This is a genomic window from Myxococcus sp. CA033 (genome assembly GCF_013336625.1).
Lineage (GTDB): Bacteria > Myxococcota > Myxococcia > Myxococcales > Myxococcaceae > Myxococcus > Myxococcus llanfairpwllgwyngyllgogerychwyrndrobwllllantysiliogogogochensis.
Genome location: NZ_JABUMU010000001.1, coordinates 1,434,756 through 1,460,464 on the forward strand (window position 1 = coordinate 1,434,756; position 25,709 = coordinate 1,460,464).

Annotated in this window: 26 protein-coding genes; 5 read left to right on the forward strand and 21 right to left on the reverse strand. The window is 69.6% G+C overall.

From position 1 onward, the window contains the following. Positions 1-310 precede the first annotated feature (310 nt). Complete coding sequence (locus HUA78_RS05625; RefSeq protein ID WP_174475802.1) at positions 311-643, forward strand: hypothetical protein; 333 nt, start codon at positions 311-313, stop codon at positions 641-643. On the opposite strand, the gene HUA78_RS05630 is transcribed toward HUA78_RS05625, so the two are convergent. From HUA78_RS05630 to HUA78_RS05645, 4 genes are all read right to left on the reverse strand, one after another. Next, positions 640-1,221 carry an MOSC domain-containing protein gene (locus HUA78_RS05630; RefSeq protein ID WP_174475803.1) on the reverse strand — a complete coding sequence of 194 codons (582 nt, stop codon included), beginning with the start codon at positions 1,219-1,221 and terminating at the stop codon, positions 640-642. The genes HUA78_RS05625 and HUA78_RS05630 overlap by 4 nt on opposite strands. 35 nt (positions 1,222-1,256) lie before the next feature. Further along, on the reverse strand, positions 1,257-2,234 hold the full coding sequence (locus tag HUA78_RS05635) for an MBL fold metallo-hydrolase (RefSeq protein ID WP_174475804.1): 978 nt from the start codon (positions 2,232-2,234) through the stop codon (positions 1,257-1,259). Positions 2,235-2,324: 90 nt separating this feature from the next. Further along, complete coding sequence (locus HUA78_RS05640) at positions 2,325-3,278, reverse strand: DMT family transporter (RefSeq protein WP_246137319.1); 954 nt, start codon at positions 3,276-3,278, stop codon at positions 2,325-2,327. A gap of 75 nt (positions 3,279-3,353) precedes the next feature. Then, positions 3,354-4,337, reverse strand: a complete 984-nt coding sequence (locus tag HUA78_RS05645; protein WP_174475805.1) for a GNAT family N-acetyltransferase — start codon at positions 4,335-4,337, stop codon at positions 3,354-3,356. 192 nt (positions 4,338-4,529) lie between these two features. On the opposite strand from HUA78_RS05645, the gene HUA78_RS05650 reads away from it, so the two are divergent. Beyond that, entirely contained in the window at positions 4,530-5,090 is a 561-nt protein-coding gene (locus HUA78_RS05650; protein WP_174475806.1) for a cytochrome c oxidase assembly factor Coa1 family protein, read from the forward strand. Between the two features lie 86 nt (positions 5,091-5,176). On the opposite strand, the gene HUA78_RS05655 is transcribed toward HUA78_RS05650, so the two are convergent. The 4 genes from HUA78_RS05655 to fsa all read right to left on the reverse strand — a co-directional run bounded on the left by HUA78_RS05655 (position 5,177) and on the right by fsa (position 9,066). Continuing rightward, entirely contained in the window at positions 5,177-6,142 is a 966-nt protein-coding gene (locus tag HUA78_RS05655) for an electron transfer flavoprotein subunit alpha/FixB family protein (protein ID WP_141644298.1), read from the reverse strand. 28 nt (positions 6,143-6,170) lie between these two features. Further along, positions 6,171-6,968 carry an electron transfer flavoprotein subunit beta/FixA family protein gene (locus HUA78_RS05660; protein WP_141644299.1) on the reverse strand — a complete coding sequence of 266 codons (798 nt, stop codon included), beginning with the start codon at positions 6,966-6,968 and terminating at the stop codon, positions 6,171-6,173. Between the two features lie 151 nt (positions 6,969-7,119). Further along, positions 7,120-8,256, reverse strand: coding sequence for an acyl-CoA dehydrogenase family protein (locus HUA78_RS05665; protein WP_174457544.1), 1,137 nt, complete (start codon positions 8,254-8,256; stop codon positions 7,120-7,122). 156 nt (positions 8,257-8,412) lie between these two features. Then, on the reverse strand, positions 8,413-9,066 hold the full coding sequence (fsa, locus tag HUA78_RS05670) for a fructose-6-phosphate aldolase (protein WP_174457545.1): 654 nt from the start codon (positions 9,064-9,066) through the stop codon (positions 8,413-8,415). Between the two features lie 145 nt (positions 9,067-9,211). Between fsa and HUA78_RS05675 the strand changes: the two genes are divergently transcribed. Next, positions 9,212-10,276: an SIS domain-containing protein gene (locus tag HUA78_RS05675; protein WP_174465552.1), complete on the forward strand. Its 1,065-nt coding sequence runs from the start codon at positions 9,212-9,214 to the stop codon at positions 10,274-10,276. Between the two features lie 332 nt (positions 10,277-10,608). On the opposite strand, the gene HUA78_RS05680 is transcribed toward HUA78_RS05675, so the two are convergent. The 10 genes from HUA78_RS05680 to HUA78_RS05725 form a co-directional block, all read right to left on the reverse strand. Beyond that, positions 10,609-11,973: a hypothetical protein gene (locus HUA78_RS05680; protein ID WP_174475807.1), complete on the reverse strand. Its 1,365-nt coding sequence runs from the start codon at positions 11,971-11,973 to the stop codon at positions 10,609-10,611. Further along, a complete protein-coding gene (folK, locus tag HUA78_RS05685; RefSeq protein ID WP_141644304.1) occupies positions 11,970-12,494 on the reverse strand; it encodes a 2-amino-4-hydroxy-6-hydroxymethyldihydropteridine diphosphokinase in 525 nt (174 codons plus the stop codon). Before folK ends, HUA78_RS05680 begins: the two co-directional genes overlap by 4 nt. Further along, positions 12,491-13,264 (reverse strand): fumarylacetoacetate hydrolase family protein, encoded by a 774-nt coding sequence (locus HUA78_RS05690; RefSeq protein WP_141644305.1) that lies wholly within the window; start codon positions 13,262-13,264, stop codon positions 12,491-12,493. Before HUA78_RS05690 ends, folK begins: the two co-directional genes overlap by 4 nt. Next, on the reverse strand, positions 13,261-14,076 hold the full coding sequence (dapB, locus tag HUA78_RS05695; protein WP_141644306.1) for a 4-hydroxy-tetrahydrodipicolinate reductase: 816 nt from the start codon (positions 14,074-14,076) through the stop codon (positions 13,261-13,263). Before dapB ends, HUA78_RS05690 begins: the two co-directional genes overlap by 4 nt. A 33-nt stretch (positions 14,077-14,109) precedes the next feature. Further along, complete coding sequence (gene dapA / locus HUA78_RS05700; protein ID WP_141644307.1) at positions 14,110-14,997, reverse strand: 4-hydroxy-tetrahydrodipicolinate synthase; 888 nt, start codon at positions 14,995-14,997, stop codon at positions 14,110-14,112. Positions 14,998-15,013: 16 nt separating this feature from the next. Beyond that, positions 15,014-16,255, reverse strand: a complete 1,242-nt coding sequence (lysA, locus tag HUA78_RS05705; protein WP_141644308.1) for a diaminopimelate decarboxylase — start codon at positions 16,253-16,255, stop codon at positions 15,014-15,016. After that, the gene (locus HUA78_RS05710) at positions 16,252-16,491 is read right to left on the reverse strand and encodes a hypothetical protein (protein ID WP_246137320.1); all 240 of its coding nucleotides are present in this window, start codon (positions 16,489-16,491) and stop codon (positions 16,252-16,254) included. The genes lysA and HUA78_RS05710 overlap by 4 nt, the downstream gene beginning before the upstream one ends. Before the next feature lie 2 nt (positions 16,492-16,493). Next, positions 16,494-18,305: a TIGR04551 family protein gene (locus tag HUA78_RS05715; RefSeq protein ID WP_254614666.1), complete on the reverse strand. Its 1,812-nt coding sequence runs from the start codon at positions 18,303-18,305 to the stop codon at positions 16,494-16,496. Positions 18,306-18,433: 128 nt separating this feature from the next. Continuing rightward, a complete protein-coding gene (gene mutM / locus HUA78_RS05720; RefSeq protein WP_141649521.1) occupies positions 18,434-19,255 on the reverse strand; it encodes a bifunctional DNA-formamidopyrimidine glycosylase/DNA-(apurinic or apyrimidinic site) lyase in 822 nt (273 codons plus the stop codon). 312 nt (positions 19,256-19,567) lie between these two features. Next, complete coding sequence (locus HUA78_RS05725; RefSeq protein WP_174475808.1) at positions 19,568-20,515, reverse strand: Ku protein; 948 nt, start codon at positions 20,513-20,515, stop codon at positions 19,568-19,570. 255 nt (positions 20,516-20,770) lie between these two features. On the opposite strand from HUA78_RS05725, the gene HUA78_RS05730 reads away from it, so the two are divergent. Beyond that, on the forward strand, positions 20,771-21,595 hold the full coding sequence (locus HUA78_RS05730) for a M48 family metallopeptidase (protein WP_141646670.1): 825 nt from the start codon (positions 20,771-20,773) through the stop codon (positions 21,593-21,595). 15 nt (positions 21,596-21,610) lie between these two features. Here the strand turns inward: HUA78_RS05730 and HUA78_RS05735 are convergent, their stop codons facing one another. Next, positions 21,611-22,660, reverse strand: coding sequence for a YihY/virulence factor BrkB family protein (locus tag HUA78_RS05735; protein WP_174457551.1), 1,050 nt, complete (start codon positions 22,658-22,660; stop codon positions 21,611-21,613). A gap of 90 nt (positions 22,661-22,750) precedes the next feature. Further along, positions 22,751-23,638, reverse strand: a complete 888-nt coding sequence (locus tag HUA78_RS05740; protein WP_174475809.1) for an MTAP family purine nucleoside phosphorylase — start codon at positions 23,636-23,638, stop codon at positions 22,751-22,753. Positions 23,639-23,731: 93 nt separating this feature from the next. On the opposite strand from HUA78_RS05740, the gene HUA78_RS05745 reads away from it, so the two are divergent. After that, a complete protein-coding gene (locus HUA78_RS05745; protein ID WP_174475810.1) occupies positions 23,732-24,601 on the forward strand; it encodes a hypothetical protein in 870 nt (289 codons plus the stop codon). Positions 24,602-24,665: 64 nt separating this feature from the next. Here the strand turns inward: HUA78_RS05745 and HUA78_RS05750 are convergent, their stop codons facing one another. Then, positions 24,666-25,505: an ATP-grasp domain-containing protein gene (locus HUA78_RS05750; RefSeq protein ID WP_174475811.1), complete on the reverse strand. Its 840-nt coding sequence runs from the start codon at positions 25,503-25,505 to the stop codon at positions 24,666-24,668. Positions 25,506-25,709: the final 204 nt, after the last annotated feature.

Sequence of the window (25,709 nt, forward strand, 5' to 3'; positions counted from 1 at the left end):
CAATCGCGCCTACCTGCTCGACGACCCGGGCGACCTCTGCCTCGGCGGCCCGCTGCATCTCGGACTCGTTCTGCGCCGGAACCGCTCCACGACCCAGCCAGACATTGCCACCCGAACCTTCGGAGGTCGTCGCGCAGCCCGACACCGCGAGCAGGATGGACAGCATCATCAACCGCCCATCGGGTCAGCCGAAACACCGAGCCGTCCAGCCCCTCTGACAGGACTCTCGTTGGTACGCTCACCATCTCCACGACACCGCATGACAGGCAGCCGCATTCAGTCGCCCTCGGCATGACCTCTAGGGAACTTCATGGCCTCCATCTTCGACATGCTTCGACTCGTCGAAAAATCCCCCGAGATTTACCTCACCTATCTCGAAGAGGAGCGTGGCCTGCAGCTCCGCAGCCTCATGGTCCTCATCACCGGATATACAGAGGCAGTCAGGGCCCATGGCATCAAAGAGCCGTTCATCGACTTCAATGGCGAGTTCGCCCGATATCTTCGAACTCGATTCGGATGGAGCACATCGGGCGGAGCCATCGGGGCCATCATCGGGGAAAGCCCCACTGCGGACGCAGCCTGGGAACGGTTCTGGCCCCTCCTCTGGGAATATGAAAAGTCCCTGAACCTTCCCGCCGCCTAGGGCAGCACGTACGACACCGGCTTCGGCAACATCACGCGGACGTCATCTCCCGCGCGGATGACACCGGGCCGGTCCACCCAGGCCACCAGGCCCCGGCGCTCCCACGCGGCCTTCACGAAGCGACTCGCCAGCTTCACCCGGTCCGGATGGTGCTCCTCGATGACCTTCCCCGGTCCGATGCACGGCTCGTTCTCCCCCTCCACCGCGAGCACCGCGTCGTCGGGAAAGAACAGCCGCGTCCCTGGCGGCAGGTGCGTCAGCCTTGGCACCCCCGTCAGCTCCAGGTTCGCACCCAGCCACGACGCGAGCACCTTCGGCACTCCGAGCGTCTCCGCCACCAACGCCAGCTCCTCCGTCGACACCAACGAGAGCTGCCGCGTGTTCCGGATGGGTGTCCCCTTCGGGTACCAGGGCGTGCGCACGTCCGCGGGCCTCGTGTGCCCCGCGTGCCGGTCCCCTTCGATTCCCTCGAAAGTCACCCCCACCTCGGGCAACTCCCGAGTCACGAAGGTCTTCTTCTCGGTGCACACCAGGACGCGGACCACCTGGCCCACAGGCTGTGGAGAACGGGAAGGCATGGCCCCGTTCTACTCCAGTCCACGCCCTCGCCGCCTCACAGCAGCGACAACTGCTGCGGCTTGCCTCCCAGCGGCCGGGCATCCACCCCCGCGTCCCGCAGCGCCTGCGCCAGCTCCTCCGCGAAGCCGTGACACGTAATCACCTCGCTCGCCCCCGTCGCCTTCACGTAGGCCATCAGCGATGGAAAGTCCGCGTGGTCCGACACCGGAAACGCCACGTCCGCGCCGTACCGCCGCGCCGCGCCCGGGTCCATCGCCCAGCCCGTCAGCACCGCCGTGCCTCGTGGCCACAGATGCGCCAGCGCTCCACCTCGCGCCTGATGCGGCGGGAAGAACAGCACCTCGCCGGGCTCCACCTTCCCGTGGAAGCACCGCAGGTTTTCAATCGGCACGCCCAGCTCCGCGTAGAGCTGCGCCACCTCGAAAATCGACGAGTGCGCCACCAGCGAGAAGCCCTTGCCCGCCAGGAACTTCATCGCCTCCTGGCTCTTGCCCAGCGGATAGCCCAGCACCACCGGCACCGCGTCCCGCTCGAGCTGCCGCCGAATCCACGCCTCCACCTGCCCCCACACCTCGTCACGCGGCGGGAAGCGGTAGCGCGGATGACCGAAGGTCGACTCGATGACGAGCGTGTCGCACTCCGCCACCTCCGTCGCCTCCGCCGTCAGCGACGGCACCACGTTCAAATCCCCCGTGTAGACGATGCGCCGCCCATCCGCGCGGATGACGCGAAGCTGCGCGCTGCCCAGGATGTGCCCCGCCGGCAACAGCTCCAGCACCAACGGCCCCAACTCGAACGGACGGCGATAAGGCGCGGCCAGCGGCGCACTCACCGGCCCCAGCCGGTGCTCCATGAAGCGCAGCGTCGCCGTCGTGGCGATGGTGCGCTCATGCCTGGCGATGTGGTCCGAATGTCCGTGGCTCACGAAGCTCAGCGGCGACTTGCGCTTCGCATCCAGGGACAGGAGGGTGCCCGTCAGGTGCAACCCGTTTCGACGCAGCTCCACGCTCATGAGAAGGGTCCCGGATATAGCGCGTCCACCCACCCGTGGGCCGCTTCTCTCGCGACCTCCGCCTGTCCGCCCGGGGAGCAGCCCCCGGCGTCAGCCCGTCCCCTGCACTCCCCGTCGCCTTGACTTCCACCACGTCCAGGCCGGCGACCCCAGCTCCGCCACCAGCACCCCCGTCAGGATGAGCCCACCGCCCATCGCCTCCGGCGCGCCCAGCACCTCGTAGCCCAGCACCACCGAGTACATCGACGCGAACACCGGCTCCAACGCGTAGATGACCGCCGCGCGCACCGCCGACGTCCGCGCCTGTGCCCACGTCTGGATGCTGATGGCCAGCGCGCTCGGCAACAGCCCGCACACCAGCACCGCCGTCACCAGCGACGGATTCCACTCCACCTTGCGCGTCACGAAGGGCAGGCACGCCGCCGACAACAGCGCCACGCCCCACAACTGCACCGCCACCATCCCCAGCACGCCCTCCTTCGACGCGTAGCGCTCCGTGAGGGTGATGTGCCCCGCGTACGCCACCGCACAACCCAACGACAGCAGCTCTCCCACGCTCAGCCAGCCGCCCCCCTCGCCCGGCGCGGGCCGCGTGAGCAGGTAGAGCCCCACCGCCGACAACGCCACGCCCATCAGCGCCGCGGGCTTCGGCATCCGCCGGAACACCAGCAGCGACAACAGCGGGACGAACAGCACCGCCATCCCGGTGATGAACGCCGAACGCGACGGCGTGGTGAGCGTCAGCCCCCACGTCTGGAGCGCGAAGCCCAGGAACAGGAAGGTGGCCAGCACCGAGCCATGGCGCAGGTTCGTCGGGGAGAACACCTGTCGCCCCGCCAACGCGCTCAACACCACCGCGCCCACCCCGAAGCGAAGCGCGAGGAAGGTGAAAGGGTCCGCGAAGCTCAGGGCGTCCTTCACCACCACGAAGGTGACGCCCCAGATGAGGGTGATGAAGAGCAGCGCGCCGTCCGCCTGGAGGCCCTTGAGTCGCTCCAGGCGAGTCGGCCCGCGCCCCATGCTGTCGGGAGTGGAGATGCTCACGGAAGTCCTCACGACGCGAAGGCGCGGCGCGGGTGCTTTTGACTCACCGCGAGCCCTCACGCAACCCCGGCGACTTCAGCGCCCTGAGTCCCGCTCCAGGACCACCAATCGCTTGGAGCGCCCCGCAGCGTCCCAGGCCTCGTTCGTCCGCCGGGTCAGCGCGTCCGATGACCGACGAAAGCCCACCCTCTCGAACGTTCGCAGCGACGCGGCGTTGTCTTCGTCCACATCCGCCTGGACGCTCGGCTCCCCCTGTCGGTGCGCCTCCTCCAGCAGACAGGCCAACAGCTGCGTGGCCACTCCCATCCGCCGGGCCTGAGGCGCCACCACCAGCGAACGCACCCAGACGCCATCCAACGGCAACCCCTCCTGCCGATACGAGTCCACCCAGGCGAAGCCGTGGAGCCTCCCCTTCGCGTCCAGCGCACCCGCCGCCGCGCCTCGGCGCTCGGAGTCCTCCACCCCCCAACGCTCGCGAAGCTGCCGGCGCAGGAAGCTGGCGGACACCACCAGTCGCTCGCTCGCGAAGAGGAGCAGGGCGTCCTGGTCCTCCGCCCGCAGCAGTCGGACCGCCAGCGGCCCCACCAGGTGGCGCCGCAGCGGTTTCGACCAGCCGGAGAAGAAGAAGTCCCTCACACCCCGATAGACTAGCCGGGTCTCGGGCCTCGCCCACGCGGTCGCCAGGGTCCGCTGGGCCACCCAGAGCGCCGGTCGGAAGGGCCTGGGCAACGGCACCCGCCACCGGCCGCGCCGCAGCGCCACCACCCGGCCGAGCACTTCCCCACCCGAGCGCTCCTCCGCGCCCAGCAGCGTGGCCGTCCTCCAGGGACGGGTGGACACCACCACCCGCGCCGTCAGCATCCGCGCCTGACGCACCAGCACCACGTCCCCGCGCGACGTCGCGCCAGGCCCACAGCGCAGCACCCTCACCGCGTCACCGACGCGCAGCAGGGGATACAGGTCCTGGCTTACACCTCGCACCCAGAGCTTCTGGCCCGGAGGCAGCGCCTCCAGCACGTCCAGCAGCACCTCGGTGGACGGCGTCTTCCGCGGCGGCACGCGCCACCTCCAGGGAAGTCCGGCCCGACACGAGCCTTCCCCTGTCGCTCGTCCGCCAGAATCTAGCCGCTCCCCTCTCCCACACCAACCGACGCGAGGCGACTGGAACCCGGGGCCCTATCCCGCGCGCTCCGGGCTCGCTAAGAGAGGAGCGCCGCCCCGCCGGGAGGTGGCTCAAGGAGGAGTGAGGTCATGGACGCGACGCCCGAGGGCTCGCTGGTGCCACAGCAGGGGTGGTGGAGCCGCAACTGGAAGTGGTTCGTGCCGGTGGGCTGCCTGGGCGTGCTGGCCTCGTGCGGCTGCCTGGGCTTCGCGCTCGTGGGGCTCGGCTACTCGTCGTTGAAGAACATGGACGCCTTCACGGAGGCGGTGGCCATTGCCCGCTCCGACGCGGAGGTGCGCACCGCGCTGGGCTCGCCCATCGACAACGGGCTGCCCAAGCAGACGTCGGTGCGGACCGTCAACGGCGTGACGCACACGCGGCTGGCCATTCCCCTCGACGGGCCCCAGGCCGACGGCATGCTGCACGTCGACGCCAAGAAGCAGGGCGAGGGCGAGTGGCGGTACGACACCCTCGCGGTGGAGCTGGAGGACGGCACGCGCATCGACCTGCGCGACGACGCACCCCAAGCACCCGACGCGTTCCCCGAGGACGAAGGGGCGGAAGAGGCGCCCCTGCCACCTCCGACGGAGCCACCCGCTGGAGACGAGGACGCCCCGGAGCGCGGACGCGACAGCGACATCGAGCTGTAGGCGCGAACACCGGAAACGACGAAGGGGCGGCGCGGGGACACTGCCCCACGTCGCCCCTCGTCTTGAGCCCCTTGCGGGCCGGAGTGCTACTTCAGCTTGTGCAGCTCCGTGCGCAGCTCGGGGAGGACCTTGAAGAGGTCCGCGACGATGCCGTAGTCGGCCACCTGGAAGATGGGCGCCTCGGCGTCCTTGTTGATGGCGACGATGGTCTTCGAGCTCTTCATGCCCGCCAGGTGCTGGATGGCGCCGCTGATGCCCGCGGCGATGTACAGCGACGGAGCGACCACCTTGCCCGTCTGGCCGACCTGCAGGTCGTTGGGAACCCAACCCGCGTCACACACCGCGCGGGACGCGCCCACCGCAGCGCCCAGTTCGTCCGCCAGCGCCTCAATCTCCTTGAAGTCGCCCTTGGTGCCACGGCCACCGGAGATGACGACGCGCGCCTCGGTCAGCTCCGGGCGAGCGCTCTTCACTTCCTTGAACTCGACGAACTTGGTCTTCGACGCTTCGACCTTCGGCGCGAAGGCCTTCACCTCGGCGGCGCCCTCGCCCGTACCGGCGGCGGCGAACTCCGTGGCGCGCACGGTGAACACCTTCACCGGCGTGGTGAGCTTCACCTCGGCGAACACGTTGCCGGCCCACATGGGACGGTTGAAGGTGATATCCGCGCCCGAGCCGTTCAGGCCGGTGATGTCCGTGGCCATGGCGGCCTTCAGACGCGCGGCGAGGCGGGGCAGCAGGTCCTTGCCCTGGGCGGTGGACGCCATGCCCACGTAGTCCGCCTTCAGCTCGGTGGCGAGCGTGGCGAGAACGGGGGCGTACGTCTCCGCGAGGTAGTGCTCCAGCTCCGCGGCGGCGCCCACGTGGACGGCCTTGGCGCCGGTGCCCTTGAGTTCGTCGGCGACCTTCGCGGGGTCCTTGCCGATGAGGGCGATGTGCAGCTCCGCGCCGGCCTTGTCGGCCAGCTGCTTGCCCGCGGTGATGGCGTTGAGAGAGGCCTTGCGAAGGTGCCCGTCCGGCTGCTGCTCGGCGACGATGAGAACGATTGGCATGGGAGTGTCTCCGTATCTTCCGAGAGGGTTAGACGACCTTCGCCTCGTTGCGCAGCTTGTCCACCAGCGTGGCCACGTCCGGCACCTTGATGCCGGCCTTGCGCGCGGGCGGGGACGAAAGCTTCACGATCTGGATCTTCGGGGCGACATCCACGCCCAGCTTCTCCGGCGTCAGCTCCTCGATGGGCTTGCTCTTCGCCTTCATGATGCCCGGGAGGCTGGCGTAGCGCGGCGTGTTGAGGCGCAGGTCCGTCGTCACGACGGCGGGCAGCTGGCACTCCAGCGTCGCCAGCCCGTTGTCGACCTCGCGAATCACGCGCACGGCCTTGCCGTCCGCGGTCAGCGTCACGGCGGGGACCTTGTTCTTCTCCTGCTCGCTCTCCATCGACTCCACCTTGGAGGCGAACGTGGCCTGACCCCAGCCCAGGAACTCGGCCAGGTACTGGCCCACCTGGTTCTGGTCGTCGTCGATGGACTGCTTGCCCAGGATGACGAGGTCCGGCTTCTCCTTCTCCGTCACCTTCTGGAGCAGGGCGGCGATGCCGAACTGGTCCAACGGACCGGTGTGGTTCACCCACACGGCGCGGTGAGCACCCATGGCCAGGGCGTGCCGGAGCTGCTCCTGCACTTCCTTGCCACCGATGGACACCACCACCACTTCACCCTGGTGCTTGGCGACGAGCCGGAGACCTTCCTCCACGCCAATCTCGTCGAAGGGGTTGATCTTGTACTTGAGCCCCTCCTGCACGATGCCCGAGCCGTCGGGCTTCACCTTGATTTTGGACTCGGGGTCTTCCACGCGCTTGGCGGTGACGAGGATCTTCACGGCTGGGCTTCTCCTTGCGGGAGGCGTTTATGAAGGCTGGAAAACAGTCCGTGCGGTCCGCATTGACGCGACGCGCGAACGGTCTGGGTTAATAGGCATCCGGGTGTCACGGCGGCAATGGGAAACGGCCGCCGGACACAGTTCTGCTTTTCTACCTGAACAGTTCCTTCGCGATGACGAGCCGCTGGACCTGACTGGTGCCCTCGTAGACCTGGATGAGCTTGGCGTCTCTCATCAGCTTCTCGACGGGGTACTCCTTGATGTAGCCGTAGCCGCCGTAGACCTGGACCGCGTCGGTGGCGACCTTCATGGCCATGTCCGCGGCGAAGGACTTGGCATAGCTGGACTGCAGGGTGTTGCGCTGACCCTGGTCCAACAGCCACGCGCTCTCGTAGGTGAGCATGCGGGCCGCGTGGGTGTTCATGGCCATGTCGGCGATCATGAACTGGATGGCCTGGTGCTCGATGATGGGCTTGCCGAACGTCTTGCGCTGCGAGGCGTACTCCATGGAGTGCTCGAGCGCGGCGCGGGCGATGCCCACGGAGAACATGGCGGTGAGCGGGCGGCTGTTGTCCAGGGTCGCCATGGCGATGGCGAAGCCCTGGCCCTCTTCACCGATGCGGTTCTTCACCGGGACGCGCACGTCCTCGAACGTCAGCGACACGGTGTCGCTGGCGCGCTGGCCCATCTTGTTCTCGTGCTTGCTGACGGTCAGCCCCGCGGGGCGACCTTCCACGACGAAGCAGGTGATGCCCTTGTGCTTCTTCGTCTTGTCCACCGTGGCGAACACCGTGTACTGCTCGGCGTGGCCACCGTTGGTGATGAAGCACTTGGCGCCGTTGATGACGTACTCGTCACCCTCGCGGCGCGCCGTCGTCTGCATGTTGGCGACGTCGCTGCCGGCCTCCGGCTCGGTGAGACAGAAGGAGGAGAACTTCAGCCGCTCGGCGAAGTGGCTCAAGAGGCGCTTCTTCTGGTCCTCGGAGCCGTGGAGGATGATGGGGAGGTTGGCCAGGTCGTTGGCGATGATGGACGTGGCCACGCCCGCACAGCCCCAGCTCAGCTCCTCCGCGACAATCGTCTGGTCCAGGTGCGACAGGCCCACGCCGCCGTACTCCGCGGGGGCAGCCATGTTGAGCAGGCCCAGCTCGAAGGCCGTGGCGAGAAGGTCCCGGGGGAAGGTGGCCGTCTCGTCGTAGTGCGCCGCCTTGGGGCGAACCACCTCGCGGGCATACTTGCGCGCCGCCTGCTGGAGCGCGCGCTGGTCCTCGGTGAGCTGGAATTCCATGAGATTCCTCGGGGTGCGTCGACGTGTTGATTCGGAAGTCAACGAATACATGCCGCGCCGCGAAATCTCCAGCCCAACCCGCCTGGGAAAGTGGAGCCCAGGGGGGCGGGCGACACCCCGGGGGCCACGAAGGCCCTCCGGGGACCCAGGGTGCGTCTACTTCTTCGCCTTGGGGACCTTTTCCCAATCCGCGAGGAACTTCTTGATGCCCGCGTCGGTGAGCGGGTGGTTCGCCAGCTGGGTGATGACGCTGTAGGGCAGCGTGGCGACATGCGCGCCCATGCGGGCGGACTGGAGCACGTGCACGGGGTTGCGCACGCTGGCGACCAGCACCTGCGTGTCGAAATCGTAGTTCTGGTAGATCTCCAAGATGTTGGAGATGAGCTCCATGCCGTCCTGGGAGATGTCGTCCAGCCGTCCGACGAAGGGCGACACGTAGGTGGCGCCGGCCTTGGCGCACAGCAGGGCCTGGTTGGCGGAGAAGATGAGGGTGACGTTGGTGCGGATGCCCTCGGCGGTCAGCGCCTTGACGGCCTTTACGCCCTCGACGCCCATGGGAATCTTCACGACGACGTTGTCGTGAATCTTCGCCAGCACGCGGCCCTCGGCGATGAGCCCGTCGGCGTCCAGGGACACGGCCTCCGCGCTGATGGGGCCGTCGACGATGGAGCAGATCTCCCGGATGGTCTCTTCCAGCCCGCGGCCGACCTTGGCCAACAGGGACGGGTTCGTGGTGACGCCGTCCACGCAGCCCATGGCGTGGGCCTTGCGGATTTCCTCGACGTCCGCGCTGTCGATGAAGAACTTCATCTCGTCACTCTCCTGGGTGGCCCGGTGAAGGGCTGGAAAAGGAATCGGCCTGGGGGGCCGGGCGAGCAGGCGCGTAACCGATGCCCCCCCACGCGTCAAGGGTGGCCACGGTGGTGTCCGGCAGGTACAAGGCGAAGCCGACGCCATGGCCCGCTCCCCTCGCTCCGCCGTCAAGAAGCCCCGTCTGCGCGCCCTCCCCGGCCGCTCCACGCCAGCCCCTTCGTCCGAGCCCGAGCCGGACGACGAGGCGCTGCTCGCATGCGCACGCGATGTGCTGGAGGCGGAGGCGAACGCCATCCTCGGCGTGACGACGCGGCTGGGCGCGCCCTTCCTCAAGGCCGTGCGGCTGGTGCGCGCGTGCGCGGGCCAGGTGATTGTCACGGGCATGGGCAAGGCGGGCCACATCGGCCAGAAGCTCTCCGCCACGCTGGCCTCCACCGGCATCCGCTCCGTCTTCCTGCACCCCGCGGAGGCCGTGCATGGGGACCTGGGGCGCGTGGCGCGCGGAGACGTCATCCTCGCCCTGTCCAACAGCGGCTCCACCGAGGAGCTGCTGCGACTGATGCCCGCCTTCAAGCGCATGGCCACGCCGGTCATCGCGCTGACGGGGGATGCGCAAAGTCCCCTGGCGAAGGGCTCGGACGTGGTGCTGGACATCGGCCGCATCGCGGAGGCGTGTCCCATGGGCATGGTGCCCACCGCGTCCACCGCCGCGCTGCACGCCTTGGGCGACGCGCTCACCATGGCGGTGATGCGCTCGCGCCCCTTCGGCACGGATGAATACGCGCTCCTGCATCCCGGTGGGAAGCTGGGCCGCTCCGTGCAGCGCGTCTTCGAGCTGATGCGCACCGGACCGGCCAACCCGCTGGTGCGCGACATCGCCCCGCTGTCTGAGGTCGTCGGGGTGATGACGAAGACGCCGGGACGTCCGGGCGCCGCGTGCGTGGTGGACCGACGGGGACGGCTGGTGGGCATCTTCACGGACGGCGACTTGCGCCGCCGCGTGGAGCAGGGCCTCACCGACTTCGCCATCCCCGTGCGTGACATCATGGGGAAGCAGCCGCGGTGCGTGACGCCGGACACCCTGGTCATCGCCGCCACCGCGCAGATGCGCGAGTTGCGCGTGGACCAGCTCCCCGTGGTCGACGTCGAGGGCCGCGCCGTGGGCCTGCTCGACGTGCAGGACCTGCTCGCCGCGAAGTTCGTCTGAGCGCTCGGGCGGCGCGTGGCAGCTTTCGGGTGGCTCACCCCGGCGGAAGCGGAGGCTCCCAGCGCGCCGGACTCGATGGCGTGCCACGGAGCAGACGAGCGACTCGGAGCATCGGGCGGCTGCTTCCCGGTGGCTCACTCCGACGGAGGCTCCCAGCGCGCCGGACTCGATGGCGTGCCACGGGGCAGACGAGCGACTCGGAGCCTCGGGCGTCGCGTGGCTGCTTCCGGGTGGCTCACTCCGACGGAGGCGCCGAGCTCGACGGCGTGCCACGGAGCAGACGGCGACTCTGAGCATCGGGCGTCGCGTGACGCCCGTGCTCGACGTGGCGCCTACTGCGTGAGCTTCGCCTGGAGCCCCGCCTTGTTGGCGTAGTCCGGCGCGTCCGTGGCCAGCTTCTCCCACAGGGCCTTGGCGCCCTTGTCGTCGCCCTTGGCCTTGAGGGTGTCGCCCAGCTTCTCCACCGACGCCGGGTCCGTCTGCACCGCCACGCCCCACACGCGCGCGGCCATGGGACGTCCCAGGCCCGTCAGCGCCCAGGCCATGCCCGCCTTCGCGCGGCCATTCTCCGGCTGGAAGGGCACCACGCGCGTGTAGTTGCCGAGCGCTTCCTGGAAGCGCCCCTTCGACAGGTGCTCCTCGCCCTCGTCCACCAGCTTCGCCAGGCCCTGCTCCAGCTCCGGCGTGCGCTCGGTGTTCTGCACCGCGTCCACCATCTCCCGCGTCAGCGGGCGCGGCGCGTCCGGCCCCTGCGCCGCCGGAGCCTGCGCCAACCGGATGCGACGGTCCTCGGCACGCGACGCGAGCAGCTTCGCCCGGCCCCCCGCCTTCACCGTCTCATCCACCAGCGTCACCAGCCGCTTCGCAGCCGCGGCGCGCGAGGAGGCCGGATTCATCGCCTGCACCGCCTCGAAGCCCTCGCGCGCCTGCTTCAGCGCCGTCAGGTCCTCGCCCCTCGTCTCGAACAACACCGCCGAGCGCCCGTAGAGCGCCTCCTCGTGCCGGGGCTCCACCTCCAGCACCGCGCCGTACGCCACCAGCGCGCCCGCCGCGTTTCCCGACAGGAAGAGCGCATTGGCGCGCATCACGCCCGTCTCCAGCGCGGGCTCCAACGCCGCGCGAGCACACGCCGCCGCACCCGCCACGTCGCCCTTCTTCGCGCGCTCCTGCGCCACCGCGCCCATCGCCTCCAGCGCCTGCCCGGGCGTGAAGCCGCAGCCCGCCGCCTCCGCCGTGGCCAGCGTCGCCTTGCCCAGCTTCTTGCGCTGCGCGAGGAACACGTCGCGCACCGGCTTCGCGCGCTCGTCCGCCTGGAGCAGGTACGTGCCCGCCTCCGCATTGCGGCCGTTCAGGTAGTACAGGCGCCCCAGCGACGCCGCGATTTCAAAGGTCTTCTCCCGCCCCTGCAGCCCCTCCGTCGAGTCGAGCTGTCGCAGCAGCTCCTCCGCGGACGGCGGCGCCTTGCCGGTGCCGGACAACGGAGGATGACCGGAGGGCAGCTCGCCCGTGGGCGCCGCGGTGGGCGACGCGCCACCTTCCACGGCGGGATGGCCTTCGGGAAGCGCGCCTCCCGAGGGAGCGGACGGCTTCGCGGGCGACACCTGGGTCCCCGGAGGGACGGGCGGGTGACCAGGGGGTAACGGGGAAGGCTCGGCGGCGAGCAGCGCCGCGGTGGCCAGGGCCAGGGAAAGGTTCATGTCTCGTTGCTCGGCAGGCTCGCTTCGGGCCACGCGGTGGCCTCACTCCTGCGGACATCCTGCGGGGCGAGTTTCCCGAGGAGCTCCTTCACCGTCATTCCCAGCACGGGGTGCTGCAAGGCAGGCGACAGCTCCGCCAACGGCTCCAGGGCGAAGCGACGCTTGTGCAATTCCAGATGGGGAACCTGAAGGTGAGGGTCGGCCACCACCTGGCCCTCGCAGAAGAGGATGTCCAGGTCGATGGTGCGCGGGCCCCAACGCTGCTCGCGCCGCCGCCCCAGGTCCTTTTCAATCTGCTGAAGGATGACCAGCAGCCGCTGCGGCGACAAATCGCAGTCCAACGCCACCACCGCGTTCAGATAGCGCGGCTGCGGCGGCCCCACCGGGGCGCTGTCGAAGAGTGAGGAACAACGAAGCACGGCCACCGCATCGATGCGGGACAGCGCGGTGAGAGCGGCGACGAGGTGGGATTCGCGGTCCCCCTCGTTCGAGCCCAACCCGACATAGATGATGGTGCTCACGGCTCCATCTCAACTGGATTGAGCAGCGTCCCGATTCCCTCGATTTCGACCTCGACCGAGTCGCCGGCCGACAGCTTCCCTACCCCCGACGGCGTGCCAGTGCTGATGAGGTCCCCCGGCAGCAGCGTCATGATGTGGGAGATGAACGCCACCAGGCGAGCGGGGCTGAACACCATGTCCGACGTGCGGCTGTCCTGGCGCACCTGCCCGTTCACCCGGCAGGAAATCTGGAGGTCCGACGGGGACAGCCCCGTCACCGCCCACGGGCCCGCGCACGCGAAGGTGTCGTAGCCCTTGGCGCGGGTGTGCTGCGTCTCACGCTTCTGGATGTCGCGCGCGGTGACGTCGTTGAAGCACGTCAGGCCCCAGATGGCGCGCGCGGCCGTCGTCTCGTCCGCGTTCTTCAGCCGCTCACCGATGACGAGCGCCAGCTCCGCCTCGTAGTGCACTTCCTGGCTCGCCTTGGGGATGCGGATGGGCGAGCCCGGGCCATTGAGCGCGGTGGAGGGCTTGGTGAAGATGAGCGGCTCGGTGGGGACGGGCTTGCCCATCTCCTCCGCGTGCTTGCGGTAGTTCTGACCGATGCAGACGACCTTCGACGCGTCCGAGGGAACCAGCAGCGTCACCGCCGACAGCGAACGGCGGATGCCCGTGTCCTTGACCCCGCCCACCCAGGGGGCCGAGGAGAGCACCACCACCTCGGAGCCCTCGACGCGGCCATGGTTCGCACGGCCTTCGTGGAGGAAGCGGCAGTAGCGGGCGGTCGTCATGAAGTCCTCTGGAAGCCGAGTACGTCGGCCATGTCATACAGCCCCGGAGGGCGGCCCACCACCCAGCGCGCCGCGCGCAGCGCTCCCAGGCCGAACTGGTCTCGGCTGGTGGCCCGATGCGTCAGCTCGATGCGCTCGCCCTCACCGAAGAAGTACACGGTGTGCTCGCCCACCACATCCCCGCCCCGCAACGTCTGCACGCCAATCTCATCGGGGGGCCGAGCCCCAATCTGTCCGTGACGGGCGAACGCCAGGTCGTCCTGCGTGCGCCCCAGCGCGGAGGCGAGCACTTCCGCCAGCCGCAGCGCGGTGCCGCTGGGCGCGTCCTTCTTCATCCGGTGGTGCGCCTCCAGGACCTCCACGTCGAAGCCAGGTCCCAGCACCCGCGCCAGCTCCGCGGCCACGCGGATGACCACGTTGACGCCCACGGACATGTTCGGCGCCGCGACGATGGGAATCGCCTTCGCGCTCTCCACCAAGAGCGCCGTGGCCTCCGGCGAGAAGCCCGTGGAGCCGCACACGAAGGCCACGCCGCGCGCCGCGCACATCTTCGCGTGGGCCACGCTCACCTCGGCGCTGGTGAAGTCGATGACGACGTCCGCCGTCGCCGTGTCGAGCGCGCGGGCCAGGTCATCCACCACCTGAACCTCCAGCGCGCCCAGCCGGGCGGCCAGGCCCGCGTCCAGGCCCACCGCGGCGCTGCCCGGCCGCTCCGTGGCGCCCACCACCTGGAGGTCCTCCGCGTCACGCGTCAGACGCAGCAACGTGCTGCCCATGCGACCGGTGATGCCGGTGATGACGGTGCGAATCATGTGGCCGCGCTCCTCGGTGTCGTGTCGTGGCGCTCAGTGCTTCAGCAGGCCCAGCAGTCGCAGCTCATCGCCGAGCTTCTCCGCGTTGGGCGCGGTCATCGGCACCAGCGGCAGGCGGACTTCCGGCCCGAAGAGGCCCAACAGGTGCAGCCCCCACTTCACGGGGATGGGGCTGGACTCCACGAAGAGCAGCCGGTGCAGGTTGTTCATCTTCACCTGCAGCTCACGCGCCTTGGCGAAGTCACCCGCGCGACCCGCGGCCACCAGGTCCGCCATCAGCCGGGGCGCGACGTTGGAGGACACGGAGATGACGCCCTTGCCACCGCACGCGATGAAGGGCAGCACGGTGAAGTCGTCGCCGGACAGGAGCGTCAGCCGGTCTCCGCACTTCTCCAGGATGTCCACCGCCCGGGCCATGTTGCCGGTGGCCTCCTTGATGGCGACCACTTCCGGGAAGTCGCACAGCCGCTGCACCGTCTCCGGCAGCAGGTCCACGCCCGTGCGGCCCGGGACGTTGTAGGCGACAATCGGGAAGCCCGGATGCGCGCGAGCCACCGCGCGGAAGTGCTCCACCAGCCCCGCCTGCGTGGGCCTGTTGTAGTACGGCGTGACGATGAGCGAGCCATCCGCTCCCGCGTCGCGCACGCGCCCCACGCTCGCAATCACCTCCGCGGTGTTGTTGGAGCCGGCGCCGCCCAGCACCTGCACGCGGCCTTTCGCCTCCTCCACCACCACACGCACCGCGCGGGCCTGCTCATCGGCCGACATGGTGACGGATTCGCCCGTGGTGCCCATGGGCACGAGCACGCTGGTGCCGCCTTCAATCTGCTGGCGCACCAGCGCCCGGTAAGCCGACTCGTCGAGCGCGCCGTTCCGGAACGGAGTCGCGAGCGCCGTCATGGAACCTTCGAAGGTCTTCATTCCGGCGCTTATATGTTCAGGCCCGCTCGCCGCGCCAGAGATCCTCGGTGCGCTCGCGCTCCCTCACCACCCGCCACGCCTCTGCGTCCACCAGCACCTCGGCCGGGCGGGGACGGGAATTGTAGTTAGAAGCCATGCTCATCCCGTAAGCCCCGGCGCTGAGGAAGGCATACAGCTCGCCCGGCTGGGGGAGGACCAGGGGACGGGCCCTGGCCAGCACGTCGGTGGACTCACACACCGGCCCCACGACGTCCACCTCCACCGCCTTGCCCCGCCGCTTCAGGAGCGGAACGAAGGCGTGGTGGGCTTCGTAGAGCGCCGGACGGAGCAAATCGTTCATGCCCGCGTCCACCACGGCGAAGCGTTTGGCGGGCGTCTGTTTGCGGTAGAGCACGCGCGTGAGCAGCACCCCCGCGTTGCCCACCAGCGAACGTCCCGGCTCCAGCACCAGCCGCGCGCCGGTGTCCTTGGTCGCGTCCAGCACGACGCGCGCGTACTCCGCCGCCGAGGGAGGCGTCTCGTCCGAGTAGGTGATTCCCAGGCCCCCGCCCACGTCCAGGTACTCCAGCGCGTGCTTCTGGGCCTTCAGCGCCTGGTACAGCCCCGCCACCTTGGTGAGCGCCGCGCGCAGGGGAGAGCTCTGGGTGAGCTGCGAGCCGATGTGGCAGTCCAGGCCCGCGGCCCGCACGCCCTTCATCTTCTTCGAGCGCGCGTAGAGGTCCACCGCCTCCTCGAAGGGGACGCCGAACTTGGACGTCTTCAACCCGGTGGCGATGTAGCGGTGCGTGCGCGGGTCCACCTCCGGGTTGACGCGCAACGCGAACGGCGCGCGGCGTCCCAGGCGACGGCCCACGGCGTCCAGCGCCTCCAGCTCCTCGGCGCTCTCCACGTTGAAGAGGAGGATTCCGGCGGCGAGCGCGGCCTCCATCTCCTCCGGCGTCTTGCCCACGCCCGCGAACACCGTCTTCGCCGCCTCGCCGCCGGCGTGCCGCACTCGGGCCAGCTCGCCGCCGGAGACGATGTCGAAGCCCCCGCCCAGCCCCGCGAACAGCCGGAGGATGGCGAGGTTGGAGTTGGCCTTCACCGAGTAGCAGACCAGGGGCCGAGCGTCGGCGAACGCGTCCGTCACCGCGCGGAAGTGCTGGGTCAGCGCGGCGGTGGAATAGACATAGGTGGGCGTGCCCACCGCGTCGGCGATGGCGGGCAGCGGCACCGCCTCCGCGTGCAGTACGCCCTTGCGATACGGAAAGGAGCTCACGGTGTCCCAGCGTCGACGATGGTGGTGGGGGTCAGGACCCCGCCGTCCGTCGTCGGAGTAATCGACGGCCCCGAGGACTCCACGCTTACGGGCGCGGTGTCCGACGGCGGCGGAGGGGTCTCCGTCGCCGGCACCGGCGCCGCCAGAGGCGGCTTGGCCGGACCCTTGATGCCGCACGCCACCATCCCCAACACCAGGACGGTGGCGACCCCGAGCGACGTGAGGGCGCGCTTCATGGCTAGAACTTCACGCCCAGCCAGCCGCGGATGCTGTGCGGCGTCTCAAGATCCGCCTTCAGGGCATCCGTGTAGGCCTGCAGACCGCCCATGGGGAAGAGGATGCCGTAGGCGATACCCGCGAGGAAGCCGTCCTCGGTGGTGTAGTCCACGCCCGCGTTCACCTCCACGCCCAGCGACTTGCTGGTGAAGGACGGCGTCGACTCCGCGTAGAGCGCCTGCGAGTAGATGAGGCGGCCATACAGATCGATGCCCGGCGCCACCGCGTACTTCACGGACGGGCGCACGTAGAACGCGTCGGTGACGCCGCCAATCAGCTCGCGCCAGAGGATGAGGTCGATGCGGTAGTCGCGGTTGAAGCGGAAGTTGCGGATGGCGGAGTCGGAGCAGCCGCCGCCGTCGCAGCGGTACTGAGGACCTTCCACGTCACCCGGGTTGGTGTAGTCGTTGGTGCCCGAGCCTTTACGCCCCGGGTAGTTGCCGAAGCCCGGCGCCTTGTCACCAGAGGCGAAGCCCAGCTCCAGCCCCAGCGTCAGCTTGTTGTCCGCCACCTTCACCTCGCCCTGGGCCACGCCGCCGAACTGCGCGACGCGCAGGCTCTGGTCGAACGTCGTCTGATTCGCCGCGAGCGCGCGGTTGCCGATGGTGCCGAGCACCGCCGCCAGTTCGAACTCCAGGCGCCAGTTGCGCTCCTCGTAGCGCAGCCACAGGTCCGGGATGTACAGCGAGGCATCGCGGGGGATGAAGGCGCCCGTGGGCTGGTTGTTGGCGTCCTTCACGTTGTCGTAGTTCTGCGTACGCCACGCGAAGTGCAGGCCGTACTGGAGCACGCCCTGGTTGTTGTCCAGCTTGGAGCGGATCTGCGCATCCGTGTCCCGGCGGGCGATGGCCAGCACCCAGCTGTGGGCGTCATCGGCCTGCGTCAGGTCCACCGGCTCACCCTGGGCGCCGCCCCGGTACTGCGAGCCCTCGGAGTTGAAGTCCAGCATGGGCGTCACGTACCAGCCCGCGAAGGGCTCGGTGACGAACTGGATGCGGTCCACCGTGTCGCCGTAGTCGCAGTCGAAGCAGTTGCCGTCGTTGCGCAGCATGCCCAGACCCCATTGGCTGCCCATGCGACCGAAGCGCAGGATGCCCACCGGCGTGTTCACCTCGCCATAGGCGCGGCGCAGCTTGATGGAGTCCGACAGCGTGTCGCCCAGCGACTCCTGGTCCTCGGAGAAGATGGTGAACAGGTTGCGCTGGTCGCCCGGGTAGAGCGAGTCCGGCGTGGAGCCCATCACCACGTTGTCCAGGCCATCCACCTGGAGCTTGATCTTCACCTGCTCGGACACGTTGAACGTGGGGTCCAGGCGCAGGCGCATGGTCGCGAAGGACTGGGTGTTCTCGCCCCGGCGGCCCGACACGGCGGGGAAGATCTCCTGGCCGGGGACCTTGCCCAGGTCGAACTTGTAGAAGAGCGTGGGGCGCAGGCGGAAGTAGCCGTCGAGCGTGAAGACCTCCAGCTTGCGCTTCTCCTCCGGGTACTCCTCGCTCCACTCCTCGCCGTTGAGGGACTGCTTGGCGGCCTCCGCGCGAATCTCTCCGCGCAGCTCCTGCTTGGTGGCCTCCAGGTCGTCACGGGTAACGGACTCGCCCTCGGCGGCGGGGGGCTGCACGGCGGCGGGCGCCGCGGGAGCGACAACCGGCGGCTCGGCGGGGGCGGGGGCGGGCGCGGCCTCCGCGGGCGCGGGCGGAGGCGTGCCCCCAGCCGGCACCTGGGCGGTGGCCGTGGAGGAAGCGACGAGCAGCGCCGCCAGCAGGACGTGAGACATGGGCAACGATCTCCAGGGCCGCTCGGGGCGGCCGGGTCGGAAAGGCGGGCGATTCAAGCCACGGGACAGGGGGGTGTCAACGCCAACCGGGACGCGAGTTCGCGCCGTCAACGACAGGACGTCCAGGGTCATTTCCCTGTCCTCCCCCGGGGTTGGCACTTCGGACAGGCATAAGTGGTGCGTCCGGCCTGGGTGAAGGACTCCACCGGCGAGGCGCACTTGGAGCACGGGCCGCCACCGCGCCCATACACCAGGAACGGGTTCTCGGAGCCTCCATCCTCGAGGTACACGGGCTCCTCGCCCTGCTGCTCCTCGAGGCCGAAATCGATGCTGGCCCGGATGGCCTGGACCAGCCGCTTCCAGTCGTCCGGGGTGAGGGTGGAGGGCTTCCGGGCGGGGTGGAGGCCGGCGCGAAACAGGGCCTCCGCGGCGTGGATGTTGCCCAGGCCGGCGATGCGCGCCTGGTCCATCAGGGCGATCTTCAGGTCCTGCTTCGAGGACGCCACGGCCTGTTCGAGCTGGCCGGAGGTGAGGCCATCCGCCAGCGGGTCTCGGCCCAGGGCCTTCACGACGTCCAGGGAGCGCAGGCCCGCGGAGGGCGTCGGCTCCATACGGCCGAACATGCGCGCGTCGGCGAAATGGAGCACCTGCCCGTTGTCCAGGTGGAAGCGGGCGCGGCTGTAGGGGACGACATCGCCTTCGGAGCGCCGGACGAACTTGCCCGTCATGCCCAGGTGGCCGAGGAGTCCTCGGCCTTCCTCGAAGGCGAAGAGGAGGTACTTGCCCCGCCGGACGAGGGACTCCAGCCGGCCGTGAAGCAACGCGAAGTGGCCGCGCTCGGCGCCGCGAAAGACGCGGGTGTCATCCGCATCCGCGCGCACGAGGCGTCGTCCATCGAACCAGCGCACCAGATTGCGCCGGGCGATTTCCACTTCGGGTAACTCAGGCATCCGCTCGGGCACATAGCACCGGCGCCCTCCCAGCCCACGCATTTCTTGCGCCTGTCGTCTCGCGCACATGCCCCGGGGCGCTGGCGGCGGTGCCCCGAGCACCCCCACCCCAGGCCCCGGCGACAGGTTCTCGGACGGGCCTGGGAGCGGAACGACCCCGGTGGGCCCGGGCAAGAAGAGGGACGCATCCGGGCGGCGATCAGCAGTCCTGGGTTTCCGGGGCGCCGCTCGAAACGGCATGGACCCATCAGGTCAGGGCAGGTGGCCCCCGGAGGACCGTGCGACGCGGCACGCATCCATCGAGCCATCTCCTCAGGGCGCGGGCTCACCGCCCTCGTCATCCACCCCGTCTGGGGTCGACTCCCGTTCGGGGGTCGGGGTGTCTCCTCCCCGTTCCCGGACCTCGCGGGCCGCCACCCGGGGGCGCAGCCTCAGCGCCCCTTCCTCTGGCGGCAGCGGCTGTCCCGCCCGAAGCGCGGCCACCCCGCGCTCCAGCACCCCCAACAATGCCCCCGTCTCGGCTTCGCGCGGAGTCACCTCGGGAGCGGGCCGAGGCCCACGTCGCGTCCGCGCCTGCGCACGAGCCCTGCGCTCCAGGAACGCCAGCACCCGCTCGCGGTGGACATCCGGGTAGCGCCCGGGCTCGAAGTCGGCGGAGCGCGCCTCGATGAGTCGCAGCGTCGCCTCCAGTTCCCCGGGCTCGACGGCGGCCTCCGCCATCCCCTGCTCGGAGAGCTGCTCCCGCGACACCACCTCGTCCACGGCGTGCAGCGTGGACAACACGAGCCCCCGCGCATGCGGCCGCACGAGACACAGGTGCCCCTTCTGGTACAGCACCCACCGTCCCACGCCCACGCGGCCCGACTCCCGCAGCGCAGCAGCCAGCAGCGCGTGCGCGTGCTCCGCGCCCTTCGCGGGCATCAGATGAAACGACGTATCCACCAACAGCGAGTCCACCCGCGCGGGGTCCACGAACTCCTCCAGCGCGATGACCTGACTGGCCATGGGGTCCAGCGCCTCCAGCTCCCCGCTCGTCACGGTGACCTGCCGGCCGTCCGCCAGCGTGTAGCCCCGCACCACGTGCTCCAGCGGCACCTCCTCACCGTCCGCGGAGCACACCCGCTTGTTCTGGATGCGCGCGCCGTCCGCGTCGTGCCGCAGATGGAACTGGACCTGCCGGGACACGACGGCGCCGTGCACCCTCACCGGGAGCGTCACGGGGCCGAAGCTCAGCGAGCCCACCCAGACCGGACGCGACATCACGACCTCCTCGGGTGCCCATTCCTTTCGACACCCGCCACCCCGAAATCTCCGGCTGCTCGCATGACACGACAAGGCTCGGCGGGTGTACCGCGAGGCGCACGAGCCCTCCCGCACCCGTGAGCCAGGAGTCCCGAGCCTCACTCATTCCGCCGGAACCCACACGAGGGACTTGCCGTGGAGGTGGACGCTGCCCAAGAGTCCGGGCAGTCGCTCTCTCAACGCATCAAACGGCAAAGAAAGGCGTCCTCGGTCATGCAGCGGATTCTCTCGGCGGTATGGAGCCTCGCCCTCCTCATGGGAGTGACGACGGGCTGCACCACGCAGCGCGTCCAGGCGGAGAAGGCTCTGGCGAAGACCTTCGTCTCCGATGAGCAGGAAGAGGAGATCGGCCAGCAGGTGAAGAAGGAGCTCGAGCAGAAGGAGAAGATCAAATACGTGCAGGACCCGACCATCGTCGAGTACGTGCGCAACCTCTCCGCGCCCATCATCAAGCAGGCCACCAAGGACCGGCCGGGCGTGAAGTGGAAGATCAACGTCATCGACGACCCGAAGACGGTGAACGCGTTCGCCACGCCGGGCGGCTACCTCTACGTCTACACGGGCCTCATCCTCGCCGCCGACACGGAGGCGGAGCTTGCGGGCGTCATGGCGCACGAAGCGGGCCACGTCGTCGGCCGTCACTCGGCGCGGGCCATGGTGAACCAGATGGGTCTGCAGACCGTCACCCAGCTCGCGCTGGGACAGAACCCGGGCGCGGCCGCGCAGGTCGCCGCGCAGCTCGTCGGTGGTGGCGCCATGCTGGCCCACAGCCGCAGCGAGGAACTGGAGGCCGACGAGTACGGCGCACGCTACTCCTCAGGCGCCGGCTTCGACCCGAAGGGACTCATCAGCTTCTTCCAGAAGCTCCAGGCCCAGGAAGGCAACACGCCGGGCGTCATGAAGTGGCTGAGCACCCACCCCACCAACAAGCAGCGCATCTCCGACCTTCAGGAGTTCATCGCCAAGAAGAACCTGCGCGGCAGCAACAACAGCCCGGGCCAGCTGCCCGCCATCAAGCAGAAGCTGGGCGGGAAGTAACCTCCCCGCCCGGGCTCAGTGCAGCGTGGACGGAGGCCCGCGCTCCAGCTCCGCCGCGGAAGGCTCGGGGGACTTCCCCCGGGCCACGCGCCGCCGCCAGCGCCAGAAGGCCAGCCGGGAGCGCTTCGCACTGGCCGCGCTCTTGGCGGCCCCCGGCGTCTTGATGGGAGGCTCTGCTGGAGCGGGCTCGCCGAACTGGCGCGCGCCCTTCTCCTTCCCCTCCGCCGAGGCGTGCTCGAGGATGGCGTTGAGCTCTCCGCCGAGGATGAACACCAGCCCGGAGATGTAGAGCCACAACAGCAGCACCACCACGCCACCGATGGAGCCATAGGTGACGTTGTACTTGCCGAAGTGCTCCACGTACTGCGTGAAGCCCCACGTGCTCGCCATCCACACCAGCGTGCCGAAGATGGAGCCGGGGGTGATGTACTTGAAGCGCTGCTTCACGTCCGGCAGCAGGTAGTAGCAGAGCGACAGCACCAGCATCACCAGCCCCGCGGTGAACGGCCAGCGCACCCAGGACCAGAGGACGTAGAAGGCCTCCTGCACGTGCAGCCGCGTCGCGAGCCACGCCCCCAGCTTGCCGCCCAGGAGGAACACGGCAAAGGACAGCGGGATGAGCAGGGTGCCGATGAGCGTCATCACCATGGCCAGCCCTTGTGTCTTCCACACGGGGCGCGACTCGGGCACGTCGTAGGCCAGGTTGAGCGCCTTGCGCAGGGCGTCCACGCCCCGCGAGGCCGACCACAGGGCCACGAGCAGACCCACCGTGAGCAGCTTGGGCCGGGGCTGGTGCACCAGCGACGTCAGGTGCTGCGTCACCAGGCCCAGCGCATCCCCGGGCACCAGCGGACGGACGCGTTCCAACATCGCGTCCACCGCGCCCGGCGCGAAGGGCAGGTACGCCACCAGTGTGACGAGGAAGAAGAGGAACGGGAACAGCGAGAACAGCAGGTAGTAGGAGAGCTGCGCCGCGATGTCCGTGACGGTGTCTTCCTGGAACTCCTTCACGAAGCGCCGGGTGAACTCGCGCCAGGTCAGGTACTTGAGCCGCGGCAGCCGCATCCTTCCCTCCTCGCTCCCGACTCTCGGGTAACGGAAGGTGGGGTTCGCGACGCCTATCGGCAGCAGGCGGCCGAGCAGGCTCTCGCCCGGCTAGACGACGTTCGGCGGAAGATATCTGCCCAGCAGTGGACGAAGCCGGGAGCGCACCTCATCCGGGATTCGGGAGCGCTCGGTCCACAGGGCCAGCGCCAGCGCGGAGTCACAGCGGCAGGCGGAGGGAGCCTCGGCGATACGGGGCAGCGCGCGGCGGATGAGCGCGGCGCCCTTGGCGGTGACGGCCTGCACGTTGTGGGACAGGCGCGCCAGGAGGGCTTCGTGCTCCTGGCCTGGGGGCAGGGGCTGCCACGAGTCGTAGTCCGTGGGCAGCGCCACCAGCGCGTAGTGCAGCTCCGCCTCCCGGGCGAGCCGCGCCTCGGGCATGGCCGTCATCCCCACCAGGTCCGCGCCCAGTTGCCGGTACAGCAGGCTCTCCGCGCGCGTGCTGAGCGAGGGGCCCTCGACGCAGACATACGTCGCCTGGGTGGCCACCACGGCGCCGCTGCTGGCCGCCGCGTTGGAGAGGACCTGACGGAGCGTGCCGCAGAAGGGAGACCCCAGCTCCACGTGGACCGCGAGGTCGTCGTAGAATGTGCAGGGTCGGCGGTAGGTGCGGTCGATGACCTGGTCCGGGACGACCAGTTGGAGCGGCGGCAGGTGCTCCTGGAGACTGCCCACCGTGCCCGTGGCCAGGACGTGGGTGACGCCCAGCTGCTTCATCGCGAAGAGGTTGGCGCGGTAGGGGGCCCGGGTGGCGTTGAAGACGTGGCCCGCGCCGTGGCGGGGTACGTAGACGACGGAGACGCCGTCCAATTCGCCCGAGATGAGGGGGCCCGCATGGGGACCAAAGGGGGTTTCGAGGGTGTGGGTCTCCAACCGACCAGAGAGCCCCAACAGTTGCTCCAGACCATGGCTCCCGATGATGCCCACCCTGACAGCCATGTTCCTCCTCTTGGCGCTCCGGCCGCGCCCCTGAACCATAGCGCGCCCCCCTGGCGCCGGGAGGCACGAAGACTGGTAGTTTTCGAAATTGCCATGCGTCTCCTGCCCTTCCTGCTTCTGGCGCTCGCCGCCACCCCCGCCAGCGCCCAGCGCGGCGCCGTCCCCTCCGGCTGTCAGGAGGACTACGCCACCTGCAAGGAGGACTGCTCCATCGAGTACGGAGGCAGCGGGCGCACGGTGAAGAAGCTCACCCAGTGCCTGGGCATCTGCACGGAGAACCGCGGTGAGTGCAGCGACCGGCACTCGTCGCTGCGCGGCCTGCCCGACAGCGTGGTGGCGGACGAGCCTCGTCGCAGGCGTCCCTCCTCGAAGCAGCCCGTGAGTCGGGAAGAGGACCCGTTCGGAGACTCGACGGACTCGGAGCCCCGGCGCACGACGAACCGTGAGGAGGACCCGTTCGGCGACGCGCGTCCGGACAGGGACTCGGTCCGAGGGCGTCGCGATGGCTACCGCGCGGACAGCATCCCCGCCGAGGACACCCGTCCCCCCCCGGAGGAAGTACAACCGGCGGCGCCGGTCGACACCACGCCCGTGCCCCCGGTGTCGCGGCAGGGCGTCTACCGCGCCGCGGACTCCGAGCCGAAGCCCGCGCCCGCGAAGCCCGCGCCCGAGGCCGAGCCCGACTTCAGTGACTTGGAGCCGCTGGATGCGCCGCCCGCGCCCACGGCCTCCGCGAAGCCGCCGCCCCGGACGGAGCCCGTGAAGCCCGCGCCCGCGAAGCCCGCGCCCACCATCGCCGCCAGCGACGACGAGAAGAAGGACCCGCTGCTCGACGACGAGCCGGCGCCCGCGCCCGTCGCCGCCACGAAGAAGCCCGCGCCCCCTCCGTCCAACCCGCTGCGCCCGTCGGTTCCACCAGAGCCCAAGACCGATATCTCCGAGTGGGACCCCAACGGGGACTGAGTTCCGCCCCGGTCAGCGCGCGCTCCGGCTCGAGGGACCCCAACGCGACTGAACTCCGCCCCGGTCAGCGCGCGCGTTCCAGCTCCAGGATGTTCCGCCACAGCGCGAAGGGTGAGACGCCCGCGTAACCGCTCTCCTGGCCGTCATTGCACTCGATGACAATCCAGCGGCCGGAGACCTCCTGCGCCACGTCCACCACCAGGAACGGGACGTCCACTCGGCGCGCCACCTCGCGCCCCAGGGCGAGCGCCTCGCGCTGTTCGGCGTCGTTCATCGTGTACGGCGAGCCCTGCCACCAGTAGGGCCCCCACCCCACCAGCTCACCGCGCCACCAGAAGGTGCGGAACTCGAACGAGCTGGGGATGCGGTCCGGCGCGCCCTCTTCCACCCGGCGCAACGGGCGCAGCTCGCGACACACCACGCGCTGCCAGTGGAGGATGGGGTCCTTCGCATAGGCCGCCATCGCGAGCTCGAACTGCTCGGGCCCCTCGATGATGGAGAGTGACTTGCGGTGGCGGCTCGTCTGTCGCTCACCCTTCACGAAGACGGGCCAGCCGAGCGCGTCCTCCACCGTCTTCGCATCTGGCCGCTCGTCGTACCAGACGCTGCGCGGCGTGAGGTCCGTGAGCCTCGGGTACCAGTGCGGCAGCTCCGTGGCCAACAGGTGCTGCTCCGGCGAATGCACCAGTCGCACACCCTCCGACGCCAGCTCGCGGTGGCGCTCGGCGTAGTCGTTCCACACGCCCACGCGCGCCACCACCTCCAGCGATTCGGGAAGTTGATACGGGCGACGGCAGGGGAAGAACCGGTCGAAGCCGAAGTCGTAGATGCCCTGGCCCGTGGGCGCCGTCAGCACCCACAGCCGCTCCTCCACCTGGAACAGGTCCTCACCCGCACGAAGCATCACGCGAGTGTACGCAGACCAGGGCCGTGCGCCACCGCACCACGGAGCACCGCTCCGTCCATGCACCACCCCTCCCACGGATGCGAGCCGTCCAGGCGGAAACGAATGTTCCAGCGAGGGAGCGCGGGCCTTGCGTATCGAGCGTGCTCGCATCCACTTCGCCTTGCTGGTGCCACGCGCACGACGTTAATGCCCGCCGCGTTC